Origin of the sequence: Burkholderia orbicola, from assembly GCF_900100915.1 — a bacterium.
Taxonomy (GTDB): Bacteria; Pseudomonadota; Gammaproteobacteria; order Burkholderiales; family Burkholderiaceae; genus Burkholderia; species Burkholderia orbicola.
In genome coordinates, this window is sequence record NZ_FNKW01000001.1 from 1642289 (window position 1) to 1658334 (window position 16046).

Below are 16046 nucleotides of genomic sequence, written 5' to 3' on the forward strand. Positions count from 1 at the left end.
GCCTCGGCGCGCGCGGGACCAGAGTCACGCCATGAAGCTCGAACACCCGGACCGCCTGATGAACCGCACGCCCCTCTCGCTCGCCGCGCTCGAAACGCATGACGCGTTCGCCGAACGCCACATCGGCCCCGACGCCGCCAGCCAGCAGGCCATGCTCGACACGCTCGGCTTCGCGTCGCGCGCCGCCCTGATCGACGCCGTGATCCCGGCCTCGATCCGCCGCGCCGAAACGCTGCCGCTCGGCCCGTTCGCGCAGCCGAAGAGCGAGGCCGAAGCCCTCGCCGCGCTGCGTGCGCTCGCGGACAAGAACCAGGTGTTCCGCTCGTATATCGGCCAGGGTTATCACGACACGCACACGCCGGCCGTGATCCTGCGCAACGTGCTCGAAAACCCGGCGTGGTACACGGCCTACACGCCGTACCAGCCCGAAATTTCCCAGGGCCGCCTCGAGGCGCTCCTGAACTTCCAGCAGATGGTGGCCGACCTCACGGGCCTCGCGATCTCGAACGCGTCGCTGCTGGATGAAGCGACGGCCGCGGCCGAAGCGATGACGCTGCTGCAACGCACCGGCAAGCCGAAGTCGAACGTGTTCTACGTCGCCGACGACGTGCTGCCGCAAACGCTCGAAGTGATCCGCACGCGCGCGCTGCCGATCGGCATCGAGGTCAAGACGGGCCCGGCCGCCGACGCCGCGCAGGCGAACGCGTTCGGCGTGCTGCTGCAGTACCCGGGCGTGAACGGCGACGTGCGCGACTACCGCGCGCTCACCGACGCGATCCATGCGGCCGGCGGCCACGTGGTCGTCGCGGCCGACCTGCTCGCGCTCACCGTGCTGACACCGCCCGGCGAATGGGGCGCGGACGTCGCGATCGGCAACACGCAGCGCTTCGGCGTGCCGATGGGCTTCGGCGGCCCGCACGCCGCCTACCTGGCCGTGCGTGACGAATTCAAGCGCCAGATGCCGGGCCGCCTCGTCGGCGTGACGGTCGACGCGCAGGGCAAGCCCGCGCTGCGCCTCGCGCTGCAGACGCGCGAACAGCACATCCGCCGCGAGAAGGCCACGTCGAACGTGTGTACCGCGCAGGCGCTGCTCGCGATCATGGCCAGCATGTATGCGGTCTATCACGGCCCGCACGGCCTGAAGACGATCGCGCTGCGCGTGAACCGCATCGCGGCGCTACTCGCGGCCGGCGTGAAACAGCTCGGCTTCGCGACCGTCAACGACACGTTCTTCGACACGCTGACGATCGACACCGGCGCGCGCACCGCGCAGGTCCACGAATTCGCGAAGGCGAAGCGCATCAACCTGCGCCGTGTGAGCGACACGCAAGTCGGCGTATCGGTCGACGAAACGACGACGCGCGACGACCTCGCCGATCTGCTCGACGTGTTCGCGCAAGCCGCGGGCGGCACCGCGCCGGCCGTCGATGCGCTGGACGCGGGCCTTGCCGGCGTCGCCGCGCTGCCGGCCGGCCTCGAGCGCACGAGCGCATACCTGACGCACCATGTGTTCAACCGTCACCATTCCGAAACCGAAATGCTGCGCTACCTGCGCAGCCTGTCGGACAAGGATCTCGCGCTCGACCGCTCGATGATCCCGCTCGGCTCGTGCACGATGAAGCTCAACGCGACCTCGGAAATGCTGCCCGTCACGTGGCCCGAGTTCGGCGGCATCCATCCGTTCGCGCCGGCCGAGCAGACCGTCGGCTACCGCGAGATGATCGATCAGCTCGAGGAAATGCTCGTCGCGGCCACCGGCTACGCGGCCGTGTCGCTGCAGCCGAACGCGGGCTCGCAGGGCGAGTACGCGGGCCTGTTGATCATCCACGCGTACCACGCATCGCGCGGCGAAGGCCATCGCGACGTGTGCCTGATCCCGGCATCCGCGCACGGCACGAACCCGGCATCCGCACACATGGCCGGCATGAAGGTCGTGGTCGTCGCCTGCGACGCGCAGGGCAACGTCGACATCGCCGACCTGAAGGCGAAGGCCGAGCAGCATTCGGCGAACCTCGCGGCGATCATGATCACGTATCCGTCGACGCACGGCGTGTTCGAGCAGAACGTCCGCGAGATCTGCGAGATCGTCCATGCGCACGGCGGCCAGGTGTACGTCGACGGCGCGAACATGAACGCGATGGTCGGCCTGACCGCGCCGGGTCAGTTCGGCGGCGACGTGTCGCACCTGAACCTGCACAAGACCTTCTGCATCCCGCACGGCGGCGGCGGCCCGGGCGTCGGCCCGGTCGCGGTCGGCGCGCACCTCGCGAAGTTCCTGCCGAACCAGCGCTCGACCGGCTACGCCCGCGCGGAAGACGGCATCGGCGCGGTGTCGGCCGCGCCGTACGGCTCGGCGTCGATCCTGCCGATCTCGTGGATGTACATCGCGATGATGGGCGCGAAGAACCTGACCGCCGCGACCGAAACCGCGATCCTCAACGCGAACTACATCGCGAAGCGCCTCGCGCCGCATTACCCGGTGCTGTATTCGGGCCCGGGCGGGCTGGTCGCGCACGAGTGCATTCTCGACCTGCGTCCGATCAAGGAAACGAGCGGCATCAGCGTCGACGACGTCGCGAAGCGCCTGATGGACTACGGCTTCCACGCGCCGACGATGAGCTTCCCGGTGCCGGGCACGCTGATGGTCGAGCCGACCGAATCGGAATCGCAGGAAGAACTCGACCGCTTCATCGCCGCGATGATCGCGATCCGCGAGGAAATCCGCGCGGTCGAGGAAGGCCGCGCCGATCGCGAGGACAACCCGCTGCGTCACGCGCCGCATACGGCGGCCGTCGTCACCGCGAACGAATGGCCGCACGCGTACTCGCGCGAGCAGGCCGCGTACCCGGTCGCGTCGCTCGGCACGAACAAGTACTGGCCGCCGGTCGGCCGCGCGGACAACGCGTATGGCGACCGCAACCTGTTCTGCTCGTGCGTTCCGATGTCGGACTACGCATAACGCCCGTCTCGCACCGGAGCGTCCGACCGTGAACCCACCGCACGCAGCCACCGGTTGCGTGCGGTTTTTACGTTCGCCGCCCGGCCAACCGTTTCACGCTCGCCCGCCAATCCGGCTAACATCACACGCGATCCAGCCAATGAAGGAGTTCCGCATGGTGCGTCCGATGTTTCCGGGCCATGGTGCAACAGCGCGGCGGCCGCGCCCCCGCGCAGGCCGCTACGTGCCGACGCTCGTCGCAGCACTGTCGCTGGCCGCCGCCGGCCTCGGCGTGTCCGGCAGTGCGCGCGCGGCGATGAATTTCTGCGCGGCGCCGGCGCTGCAGGCGAGCGAGACGACGCAGGCCGAGCCGGGCGTGCAGGCGCTGATCCGCAGCGTCGACGCGCGTATCGGCGAGCAGCCGAAGGCGATGGCGCGCGTGCACACCGAGGGCACGCTGCCGCACGAAGGCATCTATGACCAAAGTGCGGCCGCGCTCAAGGACATGGACCTGATGCGCGATGCGGCGCTCGCGTGGCGCGTGACGAACGCGCCGCGCTACCTGCAGCTCGTCGACCGCTTCCTGTCCGCGTGGGTCTCGACCTACCAGCCGAGCTTCAACCCGATCGACGAGACGCGCTTCGAGAGCCTGATCGTCGCGTACGACATGACCGCGAGCGCGCTGCCGGTGAAAACGCGCAACGCGACGGCCGCGTTCATCGCGAAGCTCGGCGCCGGCTACGTCGCGCAGGTCGACGCGCAGAAGCGCCCGCTCACCGGCACCTGGCGCAACAACTGGCAGAGCCACCGGATCAAGCTGATCGCGCTGTCCGCGTTCACGCTCGGCGACCGCAAGATGATGAACGCCGCACAGCGGCTGTTCGTCGAGCATCTCGCCGACAACATCGGCCCGGACGGCAAGACCTGGGATTTCGAGGAACGCGATGCGCTGCATTACGCGGTCTACGATCTGCAGCCGCTGGTGACGGCCGCGCTCGCCGCGCGCCGCTTCAACCGCAACTGGCTGCGCGAGCGCGGCGCGAACGGCGCGACGCTCGCGGCCGCGCTCGACTGGCTCGTGCCGTATGCGCTCGGCGAGAAGACGCACGAGGAGTTCGTGAATTCGCCGGTGCCGTTCGACGCGAAGCGCCGCGAGGCCGGCTTGCCGGGCTACACGGGGCAGTGGGACCCGAAAAACGCCACCGAACTCTTTCATCTGGCCGCGCGGCTCGACGGGCGCTATGCCCGCGTCGCGCAGCAGCTTTCCCCAACGCCGCCCGCATGGCTCGCCGCGTGCCTGCCATTGCAGGCGCGCTAGCATCATTCTTATCGCAAGGCAGGTATCGAAATGGCAGTCAGCGTGTTTGACCTTTTCAAGATCGGCATCGGTCCGTCCAGTTCGCACACGGTCGGACCGATGCGCGCCGCGCTGATGTTCGTCCAGGGCCTCGAGCGCGACGGGTTGCTCGACGCGACGGCCCACGTGAAGGTCGAGCTGTACGGCTCGCTCGGCGCCACCGGCAAGGGCCACGGCACCGACCGCGGCGTGATGCTCGGCCTGCTCGGCGACGCGCCCGACACCGTCGATCCCGACACGATCGACGCGCAGCTGGAAGACATCCGCAAGACGAAGCAGCTCGCGCTGCTCGGCACGCATCCGGTGCCGTTCGTGCTGAAGGAGAACATCGCGTTCTACCGCCAGGCGCTGCCCGAACATCCGAACGGGATGAAGCTGCGCGCGAGCGACGCGAATGGCGCGGTGCTGGTCGAGCGCACCTATCTGTCGGTCGGCGGCGGCTTCGTCGTGACGGCCGGCGCGCCGAACACCAAGGTGCTGAGCGCGGCCGAGCAGATGACGCATCCGTTCCGCACCGGCGCGGAGCTGCTCGCGCTGACCGCGTCGACCGGCAAGTCGATCGCGCAGCTGATGTGGGAAAACGAACGCGCGTGGCACACCGAGGAAGAAACGCGTGACGGGCTGCTGAAGATCTGGGCCGTGATGCAGTCGTGCGTATCGCGCGGCTGCGGGATCGGCAATCCGGAAGCCGAAGGCAACCTGCCCGGCCCGTTCCAGGTCAAGCGCCGCGCGCCGCAGCTGTACCGCACGCTGACGGGCAGCCCGGAGCGCGCGCTGCAGGACCCGCTGTCGATGATCGACTGGATCAACCTGTACGCGATCGCGGTCAACGAGGAAAACGCGGCCGGCGGCCGCGTCGTCACCGCGCCGACCAACGGCGCGGCAGGCATCATCCCGGCGGTGCTGCATTACTACACGCGCTTCACGCCCGGCGCGAACGAACAGGGCGTGATCGACTTCCTGCTGACGGCCGCCGCGATCGGCATCCTGTACAAGCTCAACGCGTCGATCTCGGGCGCGGAAGTCGGCTGCCAGGGTGAAGTAGGCGTCGCGTGCTCGATGGCGGCCGGCGCGCTCGCGGCCGTGCTCGGCGGCACGCCGCAGCAGGTCGAGAACGCGGCCGAGATCGGGATGGAACACAACCTCGGCCTGACCTGCGACCCGGTGGGCGGGATGGTGCAGATCCCGTGCATCGAGCGCAACGCGATGGCGTCGGTGAAGGCCGTCAACGCGGCCCGCATGGCGCTGCGCGGCGACGGCTCGCACTACGTGTCGCTCGACTCCGTGATCAAGACGATGCGCGAGACCGGCGCCGACATGAAGACCAAGTACAAGGAAACGTCGCGCGGCGGGCTGGCGGTGAATATCGTCGAGTGCTGATGCGGGACCCGGCGGTGGCGCGGGGTGGATCGATACCCCGCATTGCCGCCGGACCTGGCGCCCGACGCTAGTCGTTCAACCAGTTCTCAAGTCTCACGCCCGGATAACTCGCGAAATCCCGCTCGTTGTTGGTCACCAGGACGACATCGAGCGACACCGCATGCGCGGCGATCAATTTGTCGAGGTGATCCTTCTTCCGCTCGCGGGTTGCGTCGCGCACCGGGCCATACGCTTGGGCTGCCGCGGCGTCGAAAGGCGCGACGGGAATATCCTCGATCAATGCGGCGAGATGGCGGCGCTCCCGGGCGGGGCTCGTGCATGCGGTCACGCCGTACTCGAGCTCCGCATAGGTGATCGCCGACATGACGACGTCGCCCGTGTAGCACTGCGCAAACCGTCTCGCGACCTGCTCCGGCTGATTTTTCATCAAATAGATGCACATGTTGGTGTCGAGCATGAAGCGCGGCATCACAAACCCTCGCGTTCGGCCTGCTCGTGGTCGCCACGCCCTTCTGTCATGAAGTCAGGCCCGAATTTCGCGAACTTCTCCAGTACCTGAGTCAAAGGCCGCCGCATCGGCCGAATGCGGATTTCGTCACCGACGCGCTCGATTTCCAGTTCGATATCGCTGCGCTCATAGGCAAGGTCCGCAGGAATTCGCACGGCCTGCGAGTTGCCGTTCCTGAATACCCTCGTGGTATGCATGTCGATCTCCGTCCGGATGTACTCCGTATGTACATTATCCGATGCGGGCCGAGATGTAAATCCATGTGTGTACATAAGCCTCCCGATAACGTTTCGCTCGACGCGTCAGCATCAATGCCGCCGCAGAACGCCGACATGCCGGATTCAGCGCCCGGCTCAAATCCGTAGCGCCCACTTTCCGCCGTCACGCAAGCGGGCACAAGCTGGCCGAATGGCCAACCGAAGCCAGCACGCAATCCCCCACCCGCCCGGCGTTCCGACACTTTTCGCCGGCCGCCGTACCGGCCCGCGGCCAACCGGCGTAAGCTGTACGTCCCGCTACCCAGGGAGACGGCAGCCCATGTCGCATTCCAAGGATCTCGAGCCGCACGCCACCACCGGTGCGCGACTGCTCGTCGATGCGTTGCTCGCCAATCACGTCGAACGCGTGTTCTGCGTGCCGGGCGAGAGCTTCCTCGCCGTGCTCGATGCGCTGGCGGACGACACCGCCCGCATCCAGACGGTCGTCTGCCGCCACGAGGCGGCCGCCGCGAACATGGCCGAAGCGGTCGGCAAGCTGACCGGCCGCCCCGGCATCGCATTCGTCACGCGCGGACCCGGCGCGACCCATGCGTCGATCGGCGTGCACACCGCGTTCCAGGATTCGACGCCGATGATCCTGTTCGTCGGCCAGTGCGCACGCGAACACCTCGACCGCGAAGCCTTCCAGGAAATCGACTACCGCCGGATGTTCGGCCAGATGGCCAAATGGGTCGCGCAGATCGACGACCCGCACCGCATCCCCGAATACCTGAGCCACGCGTTCCACGTCGCGACGTCCGGCCGGCCCGGCCCGGTCGTGCTCGCGCTGCCGGAGGACGTGCTGTCCGACGCGTGCGCGCCGCAGCCCGTCGTGCCGGCCGCGAAACGCATCGCGGCCGCGCCGTCGCCCGCGCAGATCGACGAGCTGAGCGAGCGGCTCGCGCGCGCGGAACGGCCGTTCGCGATCGTCGGCGGCAGCGGCTGGACGCCGGACGCCTGCGCGAACCTGCGCACCTTCGTCGAACGCTGGCGATTGCCGGTCGCGTGCGCGTTCCGCTTCCAGGACACGATCGACAACGCGCACCCGAACTACGCGGGCGACGTCGGGCTCGGGATCAATCCCGCGCTCGCGAAACGCATTCGCGACGCCGACCTGCTGCTCGTGATCGGGCCGCGCCTCGGCGAAGCGACGACCGGCGGCTACACGCTGCTCGACATCCCGAAAACGCGCCAGACGCTGATCCATGTACATCAGGGCGCGGACGAACTCGGCCGCGTGTACGCGGCCGACCTGCCGATCGTGTCGGGCATGCCCGAGATCGCCGCGCCGCTGGCCGCGCTCGAACCGCCCGAGCGGCCTGCGTGGGCCGGCGCGGCCGCCGACGCGCACCGCGCGTACCGCGAATGGCATGCGCTGCTGCCGATGCCCGGCGACGTGCAGCTCGGCGACGTGATGGTGCAGTTGCGCGAGCGCCTGCCGCACGACGCGATCCTGACCAACGGCGCGGGCAACTATGCGATCTGGCTGCATCGCCACTTCGCGTACCGGCACTTCCGTTCGCAGCTCGCGCCCACGAGCGGCGCGATGGGCTACGGGCTGCCGGCCGCGCTCGCCGCGAAGTCGCTGTATCCGCAGCGCGCGGTTGTCGCGCTCGCGGGCGACGGCTGCTTCATGATGGCCGGCAACGAGCTTGCGACCGCGATGCAATACGGGCTGAACATCGTCGCGATCGTCGTCAACAACGGCCATTTCGGCACGATCCGCATGCATCAGGAGCGCAACTACCCGGGCCGCGTGCACGGCACGGGGCTCACGAATCCCGATTTCGCCGCGTATGCGCGTGCGTTCGGCGCGCATGGCGAGACGGTCGAGCGCACTGCCGATTTCGCGCCGGCGCTCGAACGCGCGCTGACCTGCGGATTGCCCGCGGTGATCGAGATCCGCATCCCGCAGGACGCCAGCACGCCGGCCGCGACGCTCGAACAGATCCGCGAGCAGGGCCGCCGCGCACGCGGCGCATGACGGTGGCCAGGCATATCGCACCGCCCGTCGCCGCGCTGTCGCACGACGACGCGCTGGCGTACCCCGGCACGCTGCTCGCGCCCGACGGCACGCTCGTCGCGCCGTACGACCTCGAGCATGGCGACGAGCGGGCCGAAAGCCATGCGGCGGCCGCGCCCGCGCTCGGCCTGCTGCATGCCGCGCACCGGCCGTTCCGGCTCGATTACAGTGAGGCGCGACACGTGCACGTGATCAACGGGATGGGGGTCACGCTCGGCGATTCGGTGATCGGACTGACGGCCCTCGCCGCGCTGCGAGCGGCCCATGCGGACGTACGCTTCACGCTGTACCGGCCGGCGCGCGCGCCGCGCTATGTCGACGCGCTGTATGCGCTCGCGACCGACGTGGTCGCGCCGTCGCGCGCGCTGCCGTGCCCCGCCGACGCGCTGCCCGCCGATGCGCACTGCATCGACGTCGGCAATCACCTGTACTGGCCCGCGTTCGCGCGGCTGCCGATGATCGATTTCTTCCTCGATGCGCTCGGCGTCGATCCGGCCGCCGTGCCGGCCGCCGCGAAGCGCAATCGCTGGCTCGCGCGGCTGCCGCTGCCCGCACTGCCGGCTGAATGGCAGCGGCCCTACGTACTGTTCTGCCCGAATGCGAGCACCGCGGTGCGCAGCGTGCCGCCCGCGTTGCGGGTCGCGTTCGTGGAACAGCTCGCGCAGCGTTACGGGCTGCCGGTCGTCGGCTTCGGTCCGCTCGCGCATCCGGCTTACGTGGACGTGAGCCGCGACGCGACCGACACCGCACGCTTCATCGGGTGGATCAAGGGCGCAAGCGCACTGTTCGCACCGGACACGGCGGCCCTGCATCTCGCCGACGGTTTCGACGTGCCGACGCTCGCGTGCTTCACGACGATCGGGCCGGCGCTGCGCGTGCGCGACTATCCGCATTGCGTGCCGGTCGCGCTCGACGTGCCGGCTGAATTGCACGGGCTGCATCGCAGCGAGCGGCCGGAGGATCTGGCGGCGGTCGAAGCCGCTTACCGCGCCATCGACTGGGACGCGCTGGCGTGGCCGGCACCGCGCGACGTGACTGCACCGGCAATCTGAGCGAAGCCAGCGCCGCGGCGAGCGGAACGATCGACCCGGCAGCGGCACGCGCACAGCGCCAGCCCCGCCGCGACCGTCGCCTCGGCTTACCTCGGCAAGCTACCGCCAGCCCCTGAGCAATACCGCCGCAGCGGCGAGCGGAACGACCGAACCGGCAGCCGTACGCGCACGGCATGAGCACCGGGCGGGGGCCACTTCGGCGGCCCGACTGACCCCGCCAAGCTCGCCTAGCCATCTGGGCGAAACCGGCGCGACGGCGAGCGGAAGGGTCGAACCGTCAGCAGCGCGCCCCCGACGCCAGCTCCACCGCAACCGCCGCGCCGCCTGCCCGGCTTACCCCGCCAAGCCCCTCACGCGCGATCGCGCAGCGTCTCCGACGGCCGCTTGCCGAACAGGCGCCGGTAATCGGTCGCGAACTGGCTCAGATGCCAGAAGCCCCACGCCTCCGCGACGTCCTGCACCGAACCGGCCGCGCGCCCGCACAGGTCGCGCCGCGCGCCGTTCAGCCGCAGCGTGCGCAGGTAGGTCGCGGGCGCCATCCCGAGCACGTCCTGGAAGCAGTACTGCAGCGTGCGCCGGCTCACGTGTAATTGCTCGCACAGCTCGGGCACGCCGACCGGGCGCGTGCGATGCGCGAGCACGTAGTCGCGCGCCTGGTCGACGATCCAGCGGCGCGTCGACGGCGCGGCGCCGCTGCCGTCGTCGGCCGGTTGCGCGCACGCATCGAACAGCGCGGCCAGCACTTCGGCCTGCAGGTCGTCGCGCTGCGCATCGGGCAGCGGGCCGGCCATCGCCACCGCGCCGTCGAGCCGGCGTCCGAGCAGCGCGCACAGGCGCGCGAGCCGCGCGTCGCCGACCTGCATCACGCGCTGCGTGAACAGCCGCTCGTCGAGCGCGCGCCGTTCGACTTCCTCCGCATAGCGGCGCAGCACGTCGCCGCGCACGACGACGCCGTAGATCGAGAACTGCGCAGGCGTCACCAGTTCGAATTCGACGTTGCCGGGCCGGAACGCGAGCGCGCCGGGGCCGATGCGGCACGCATCGACGCGCGCAGAACCGTCGCACACGAGCGGGATGCCGAACCAGTACGCATCGCCGCGCACCTCGCACGCCTGGCGCAGCAGGTGGCTGGTCGATTCGCGAAACAGCTTCATCGTGTCGAGCGGCAGCTCGGTCAGCGTGCCGACAAAGCGGCCGGCCGCGAGCTGGTCGTAGGTCTGCCGCCAGCCGATCAGGTTGCGCGCCTGCTCGTCCGCATCGTGCGCGACGCTGACGACAGCCTGCCCGGCGAACGCGTCGTCGCCCTGCGCGCTGCGCCGCGTGTCTTCGGCGGTCGGCTCCGCCGTACACGCCACATGTTGATTCATCGTGTCCTCCCTCACCTGCGCGGAACCGTGCGTATCCATCACGCAAGTCCCGTGCCGAACCGCATGGCCCGGCGAGCAGCCCGCCATTGCACGCTGTCCGGCCGATGCACGCCATGCGGGCGCACCCGAAGGCGGCATGCCGCGCACGCCGCCGGTGCGATCCGCGCGGCGACCGCGCATGCGCGCCGCCGCCCGGGCGCAGTCACCGGCTACCGCCTACCGGGCCGGCTTCAGCCGCACGACCCGCGTCCCGCAATTGCCGTATGCCTGCACGATCGTCAGCTCGACGATCGCGCTGCCCACCGCCCACGGCGCCGCGTCCGCTTCCGGCAGATCGGTGCGCAGCGTGGCGCGACCGTTGATCCGGTAGCGCAGGCCGCGCACGAAATCGACGAACAGCAATCCGACCCCGCTGCCGTCGCAGGCGGCCGCGTCGATCCGGCCACCGCCGTCATGCGCGGCGGGCAGCGCAAACCGCAGCGTCTTCGTATCGATCACGCGCACCACCGGCAGCAGATCGCCGTTCGCGTCGCGCCGGCTCTGCACGATGTCGCAGGTCATCGACGCACCGGCGCCGCATGCCATGCCGACGAACATGAACGGTTGCGATTCGACGAACTGCCGTACGCCGAGGCTCAGCCGCGTCGTCACGGCATCGCTCATCCGCTCGGCTTCGTTGGCGACGCCGAAGCGGTGTTGCGCGTCGAGTTCGCCCGGATGGAAGACCGGGTGGCGGGGAAAGGATCGGGGCAGTTCTGCCATGCTGGTTGTCGTCGTCGCACGCATCGGCGCACCGTGCCGCCGCGCATGCGCGACGGCCGGCAGCGTTGCCGGCGCCGGCCGTACAACGAAGCGCAACCGGCGCCGACTGTCGAAATAGGGAAATCGAATCGGCGACGTGCCGGCCCCAACCGGCCCCGACACGTCGCCCCGGCTTCGGCGATCAGAAGAACCCGAGCGCCTCGGCCTGGTAGCTGACCAGCAGGCACTTCGTCTGCTGATAGTTCGACAGCGCCATCTTGTGCGTCTCGCGGCCGATGCCCGACTGCTTGTAGCCACCGAACGCCGCATGCGCGGGATACAGGTGGTAGCAGTTGGTCCACACGCGGCCGGCCTCGACTTCGCGGCCCATCCGGTACGCACGCGTGCCGTTGCGGGTCCACACGCCCGCGCCGAGCCCGTAGAACGTGTCGTTCGCGAGTTCGATCGCTTCCTGCTCGTCCTTGAACGTCATCACCGACGCGACCGGCCCGAAGATTTCCTCCTGGAACACGCGCATCTTGTTGTTGCCGAGCAGCATCGTCGGCTTCACGTAGTAGCCCGTGCCGAGATCGGCGGCCGGCGCCGCGCGCTCGCCGCCCGTCAGGCATTGCGCGCCTTCGCCGCGGCCGATGTCGATGTACGACAGGATCTTGTCGAGCTGCTGCTGCGATGCCTGCGCGCCGATCATCGTCTGCAGGTCGAGCGGGTGGCCGGACTTGATGCGCTCGACGCGCGCGACGGCCTTCTCGATGAAGCGTTCGTAGATCGATTCCTGGATCAGGATGCGCGACGGGCACGTGCACACTTCGCCCTGGTTCAGCGCGAACATCGCGAGCCCTTCGAGCGCCTTGTCGAGGAATGCGTCGTCCTGGTCGAGCACGTCGGCGAAGAAGATGTTCGGGCTCTTGCCGCCCAGTTCGACCGTCGACGGGATCAGGCTGTCGGCCGCCGCACGCAGGATGTGCTTGCCGACCGGCGTCGAGCCCGTGAACGCGATCTTCGCGATCCGCTTGCTGGTCGCGAGCGCTTCGCCCGCTTCCTTGCCGAAGCCGTTCACGATGTTGATCGTGCCGGCCGGGAACAGATCGCCGATCAGTTCCATCAGCACGAGCACCGACGCGGGCGTCTGCTCGGCCGGCTTCATCACCACGCAGCAGCCGGCCGCGAGCGCCGGCGCGAGCTTCCACGCGGCCATCAGCAGCGGGAAATTCCACGGGATGATCTGGCCGACCACGCCGAGCGGCTCGTGGAAGTGATACGCGACGGTGTTGTCGTCGATTTCGGAGATGCCGCCTTCCTGTGCACGGATGCAGCCCGCGAAGTAGCGGAAGTGGTCGATCGCGAGCGGCAGGTCGGCCGCCATCGTCTCGCGCAGCGGCTTGCCGTTGTCGATCGTCTCGGCCACGGCCAGCAGCTTCAGGTTCTTTTCCATCCGGTCGGCGGCGGCGAGCAGCAGGTTCGCACGCTCGGCCACGGACGTCTTGCCCCACTGGCGGCGCGCGGCATGCGCGGCGTCGAGCGCCAGCTCGATGTCGTCGGCGCCGGAGCGCGGGATGCGGCAGAACGGCTGGCCGTTGATCGGCGACACGTTCTCGAAATACTCGCCCTTCACCGGCGGAACCCACTTGCCGCCGATGTAGTTGTCGTATTGCTGACGGTACGGGTATTCGACGTCGAGGCCCAGTTGTTTCAGGTCAAACGGGTTCATACATGTCTCCTGTTCATCGTGCTTGTGTGAGTACAGCGCCGGTTGGAATGCGCTGGTCCCGTTTACGCAACATGCGTGCCAAACAGGACGAGAGGGAACGAGAGCACGTCGAGTGCGGCCGGCGCGCGCTCGCACCGTGCGGTGTTCACGCACGCAACACGGCGGGTGTACCGATTCTGAACACCGCGATTGCGCAGCGACGGGGCCGGTGTTCGGAATTTCCACAGTGCGCGGCGGTGTGCGGCCCGCGGACGCGCGTCGCGCCGCGTGGCATGTCGCTTGCATGCGGATCACCGATCCACACGCCACGGCGCACGCGCCGACCGACACCATGAACGATCGCGGCCCCCTGACCGACGACGCCATCGCCTTCATCCGCGAGCAGGCTTTCCTGATCGTCGCGACCGCCGACGCGGCCGGTAATGCCGACTGTTCGTACCGCGGCCGTCAGCCGCGCGCCGACGGCTCGTTCACGCCGCTCGTCGACATCCCGGACCGCTGCACGCTGGTGCTGCCCGACTTCGCGGGCAACCACCTGCTCAACACGATCGGCAACCTGCTGGTGAACCCGGCCATCGCGCTGCTGTTCGTCGATTTCGTGCGGCAGACGACCTGGCTCGTGCAGGGTCGCGCGACGCTCGACGAGGATGCGCAAGGGCGCGCGCATCTATGGCCGGATGCGCTGCGCTATCTGGTGATCGAGGTGGAATGCGCGGAGGCGCGCGCGGATGCAGGACTGCCGCCGCTCGTGCTGGCGTGACGCGCGGCGGATGAGGCTTTAACGAGCGGACGAGGTGGGCACGGCCGCTGCATTGACCAAAAGACCGAAGCACCCGGGAACCGGGAACCGGGAACCGGGAACCGGGAACCGAAACATCGAAGCACCGAGCACCGAGCACCGAGCACCGAGCACCGAGCACCGAGCACCGAAACACCCGCGCGCCACGGTGCAACGCTCAACGCCCTTGCGTCTCCACACACGCCGGCTCACCTCGACTGCGCGCCGCCAACGCATCGGCCTGCGCGTGGCCATCCGCCTCGTCGCCCGTTTCGTCGGCCGCCGACCGCCCGCCGAGAAACCCGAACACCACCACCGCGCACAGCACCGTGACGGCGGCCAGCCCGATCAGCAGCCGGTCGAACGCATGCGTGTAGCTCGCCAACAATGCCGCACGTCCGACGCCCGGCAACGCGGCAGCCGCGCCCGCGAGATCGCCGGTCGCGAGCCGCGCGGCCGCACGCAGCGTTGCATCAGGCGTGGCCGCGGCACCGGCCGCGTGCGCGAGCCCCGCTTGCGCGAGCGCGGCCAGCACCGCGCCGACGATCGCCAGCGCAATCCCCTCGCCGGCGACACGCGTCGTACTGAAAATGCCCGTCGCCATCCCCGCGCGCTCCTTCGGCACGACGCTCACCGACAGCCCGTCCATCAGCCCCCACGGCATGCCGGCCCCGACGCCGATCGCGAGCATCGGCGCGATCGCCGCCGGCCCCGCGCCGCCGCGCAGCGCGATACCGAGCCACACGAGCCCGGCCGCCGCGACGAGCAGCCCGAGCCCTGAAATCACGCCGGCCGACAGCCAGCGCGTGAGCGTCGCCGCGACGAGCGGCACGACCAGCATCGGCGCGGAGATCGCGAGCATCAGCCAGCCAGCGTCGATCTCGCTGAAGCCGTCGATGCCGATGAAGCGCAGCGGCAGCACGACGAGCAGCACGATGTAGCAGCAACAGGTCGACACCGGCAGCACCTGCACGCCGACGAAGCGCGCGATGCGAAACAGCGACAGGTCGAGCATCGGCCGCGCGACGCGCGTCTCGATCGTCACGAATGCGCACGCGCCGAATACCGCGCCCGCCAGCAGCGCGATCACGAGCGGGCTCGACCAGCCGCGCGCGGGCGCCTCGATCACGCCGAACGTGAACAGTGTCAGCGCGGCCGTGAACGCCGCCGTGCCGGGCCAGTCGAGCCCGGTCGCGTGCGGGTCGCGCGACTCGTGCATGCGCGGCAGCCCGAACGCGAGCGACAGCACGCCGGCCACCGCGCTCGTCACGAAGATCGCGCGCCAGCCGTAATGCCCGATCAGGCCGCCGGCGATCACGGGCCCGAACGCGAGCCCGATGCCGAACGTCGTGCCGAGCAGGCTGAATGCACGCGTGCGCGCCGCGCCGTCGAATTCCTGCGCGAGCGCGGCCGTGCCGCCGGCCAGCGCCGCAGCCGCCGCGAGCCCTTGCGCGGCGCGCAGCCAATCAACGGCGAGCATCGACGGCGCGAATGCGAGCGCGATCGACATCAGCGTGAAGCCGCCGACGCCGATCGCGAACAGGCGCTTGCGGCCGAACTGGTCGGCCAGCGCGCCCGACGCCATCAGGAAGCTGCCGAACGCGAGCATGAACGCGTTGGTGATCCAGTTCATCGCGACCGGGCTGCCGTGCAGGTCGCGACCGATCGCCGGCGTCGCGACCGCGCCGCCCGAAAACGACAGCGGCAGCGCGACGGCGGCCATGCAGACGGCGGCCAGCACCCATGCGCGCCGGCGCGCCGCGTGGGCCACGTGGGCCGGGGCGGCTGAAACAGGGTGATCCATCATCGCTCCTCGAAAAAGCCGGCGCGGATGCGCCATCAGAGCGACAGAAGATAAATCCGATTCAATCCGCGAAAAACCACGCGAAGCTCCGCATATAACGGACTAAAATTCC

The 16046-nt window shown here is 69.4% G+C and carries 12 protein-coding genes; 6 read left to right on the forward strand and 6 right to left on the reverse strand.

What is annotated here, in order from left to right:
• Positions 1 to 31: 31 nt before the first annotated feature.
• From gcvP to BLS50_RS07895, 3 genes are all read left to right on the forward strand, one after another.
• The gene (gcvP, locus tag BLS50_RS07885) at positions 32 to 2959 is read left to right on the forward strand and encodes an aminomethyl-transferring glycine dehydrogenase (protein ID WP_011546764.1); all 2928 of its coding nucleotides are present in this window, start codon (positions 32 to 34) and stop codon (positions 2957 to 2959) included.
• Between the two features lie 154 nt (positions 2960 to 3113).
• Entirely contained in the window at positions 3114 to 4256 is a 1143-nt protein-coding gene (locus BLS50_RS07890) for an alginate lyase family protein (RefSeq protein WP_074802770.1), read from the forward strand.
• 30 nt (positions 4257 to 4286) lie between these two features.
• Positions 4287 to 5675 carry an L-serine ammonia-lyase gene (locus BLS50_RS07895; RefSeq protein WP_074801769.1) on the forward strand — a complete coding sequence of 463 codons (1389 nt, stop codon included), beginning with the start codon at positions 4287 to 4289 and terminating at the stop codon, positions 5673 to 5675.
• 67 nt (positions 5676 to 5742) lie between these two features.
• Here BLS50_RS07895 and BLS50_RS07900 read toward each other — a convergent pair whose 3' ends face one another.
• Positions 5743 to 6144 (reverse strand): type II toxin-antitoxin system VapC family toxin, encoded by a 402-nt coding sequence (locus tag BLS50_RS07900; protein WP_012327631.1) that lies wholly within the window; start codon positions 6142 to 6144, stop codon positions 5743 to 5745.
• Positions 6144 to 6380, reverse strand: a complete 237-nt coding sequence (gene vapB / locus BLS50_RS07905) for a type II toxin-antitoxin system VapB family antitoxin (protein WP_012327630.1) — start codon at positions 6378 to 6380, stop codon at positions 6144 to 6146. Before vapB ends, BLS50_RS07900 begins: the two co-directional genes overlap by 1 nt.
• A gap of 340 nt (positions 6381 to 6720) precedes the next feature.
• Here vapB and BLS50_RS07910 point away from each other — a divergent pair, with 340 nt between their 5' ends.
• A complete protein-coding gene (locus BLS50_RS07910; protein WP_074801771.1) occupies positions 6721 to 8424 on the forward strand; it encodes a thiamine pyrophosphate-binding protein in 1704 nt (567 codons plus the stop codon).
• Entirely contained in the window at positions 8421 to 9515 is a 1095-nt protein-coding gene (locus tag BLS50_RS07915; protein ID WP_069232006.1) for a glycosyltransferase family protein, read from the forward strand. Before BLS50_RS07910 ends, BLS50_RS07915 begins: the two co-directional genes overlap by 4 nt.
• Positions 9516 to 9865: 350 nt before the next feature.
• On the opposite strand, the gene BLS50_RS07920 is transcribed toward BLS50_RS07915, so the two are convergent.
• The 3 genes from BLS50_RS07920 to exaC all read right to left on the reverse strand — a co-directional run bounded on the left by BLS50_RS07920 (position 9866) and on the right by exaC (position 13352).
• On the reverse strand, positions 9866 to 10882 hold the full coding sequence (locus BLS50_RS07920; protein WP_027807895.1) for a helix-turn-helix domain-containing protein: 1017 nt from the start codon (positions 10880 to 10882) through the stop codon (positions 9866 to 9868).
• A 216-nt stretch (positions 10883 to 11098) separates the two neighbouring features.
• Positions 11099 to 11644, reverse strand: coding sequence for a hypothetical protein (locus tag BLS50_RS07925; protein ID WP_074802771.1), 546 nt, complete (start codon positions 11642 to 11644; stop codon positions 11099 to 11101).
• 181 nt (positions 11645 to 11825) lie between these two features.
• Positions 11826 to 13352, reverse strand: coding sequence for an acetaldehyde dehydrogenase ExaC (exaC, locus tag BLS50_RS07930; RefSeq protein WP_012327625.1), 1527 nt, complete (start codon positions 13350 to 13352; stop codon positions 11826 to 11828).
• A 331-nt stretch (positions 13353 to 13683) separates the two neighbouring features.
• Here exaC and BLS50_RS07935 point away from each other — a divergent pair, with 331 nt between their 5' ends.
• Positions 13684 to 14112 (forward strand): pyridoxamine 5'-phosphate oxidase family protein, encoded by a 429-nt coding sequence (locus tag BLS50_RS07935; protein WP_074802772.1) that lies wholly within the window; start codon positions 13684 to 13686, stop codon positions 14110 to 14112.
• A gap of 196 nt (positions 14113 to 14308) precedes the next feature.
• Here the strand turns inward: BLS50_RS07935 and BLS50_RS07940 are convergent, their stop codons facing one another.
• Entirely contained in the window at positions 14309 to 15934 is a 1626-nt protein-coding gene (locus tag BLS50_RS07940; protein ID WP_074801774.1) for an MFS transporter, read from the reverse strand.
• Positions 15935 to 16046: the final 112 nt, after the last annotated feature.

Excerpts from the sequence above, each read along its gene's own strand:
- vapB (WP_012327630.1), bottom strand. The coding sequence starts at position 6,380 with ATGCATACCACGAGGGTATTCAGGAACGGCAACTCGCAGGCCGTGCGA.
- BLS50_RS07935 (WP_074802772.1), top strand. The coding sequence starts at position 13,684 with ATGAACGATCGCGGCCCCCTGACCGACGACGCCATCGCCTTCATCCGC.
- BLS50_RS07915 (WP_069232006.1), top strand. The coding sequence starts at position 8,421 with ATGACGGTGGCCAGGCATATCGCACCGCCCGTCGCCGCGCTGTCGCAC.
- BLS50_RS07920 (WP_027807895.1), bottom strand. The coding sequence starts at position 10,882 with ATGAATCAACATGTGGCGTGTACGGCGGAGCCGACCGCCGAAGACACG.
- BLS50_RS07895 (WP_074801769.1), top strand. The coding sequence starts at position 4,287 with ATGGCAGTCAGCGTGTTTGACCTTTTCAAGATCGGCATCGGTCCGTCC.
- exaC (WP_012327625.1), bottom strand. The coding sequence starts at position 13,352 with ATGAACCCGTTTGACCTGAAACAACTGGGCCTCGACGTCGAATACCCG.
- gcvP (WP_011546764.1), top strand. The coding sequence starts at position 32 with ATGAAGCTCGAACACCCGGACCGCCTGATGAACCGCACGCCCCTCTCG.
- BLS50_RS07900 (WP_012327631.1), bottom strand. The coding sequence starts at position 6,144 with ATGCCGCGCTTCATGCTCGACACCAACATGTGCATCTATTTGATGAAA.
- BLS50_RS07925 (WP_074802771.1), bottom strand. The coding sequence starts at position 11,644 with ATGGCAGAACTGCCCCGATCCTTTCCCCGCCACCCGGTCTTCCATCCG.
- BLS50_RS07940 (WP_074801774.1), bottom strand. The coding sequence starts at position 15,934 with ATGGATCACCCTGTTTCAGCCGCCCCGGCCCACGTGGCCCACGCGGCG.
- BLS50_RS07910 (WP_074801771.1), top strand. The coding sequence starts at position 6,721 with ATGTCGCATTCCAAGGATCTCGAGCCGCACGCCACCACCGGTGCGCGA.
- BLS50_RS07890 (WP_074802770.1), top strand. The coding sequence starts at position 3,114 with ATGGTGCGTCCGATGTTTCCGGGCCATGGTGCAACAGCGCGGCGGCCG.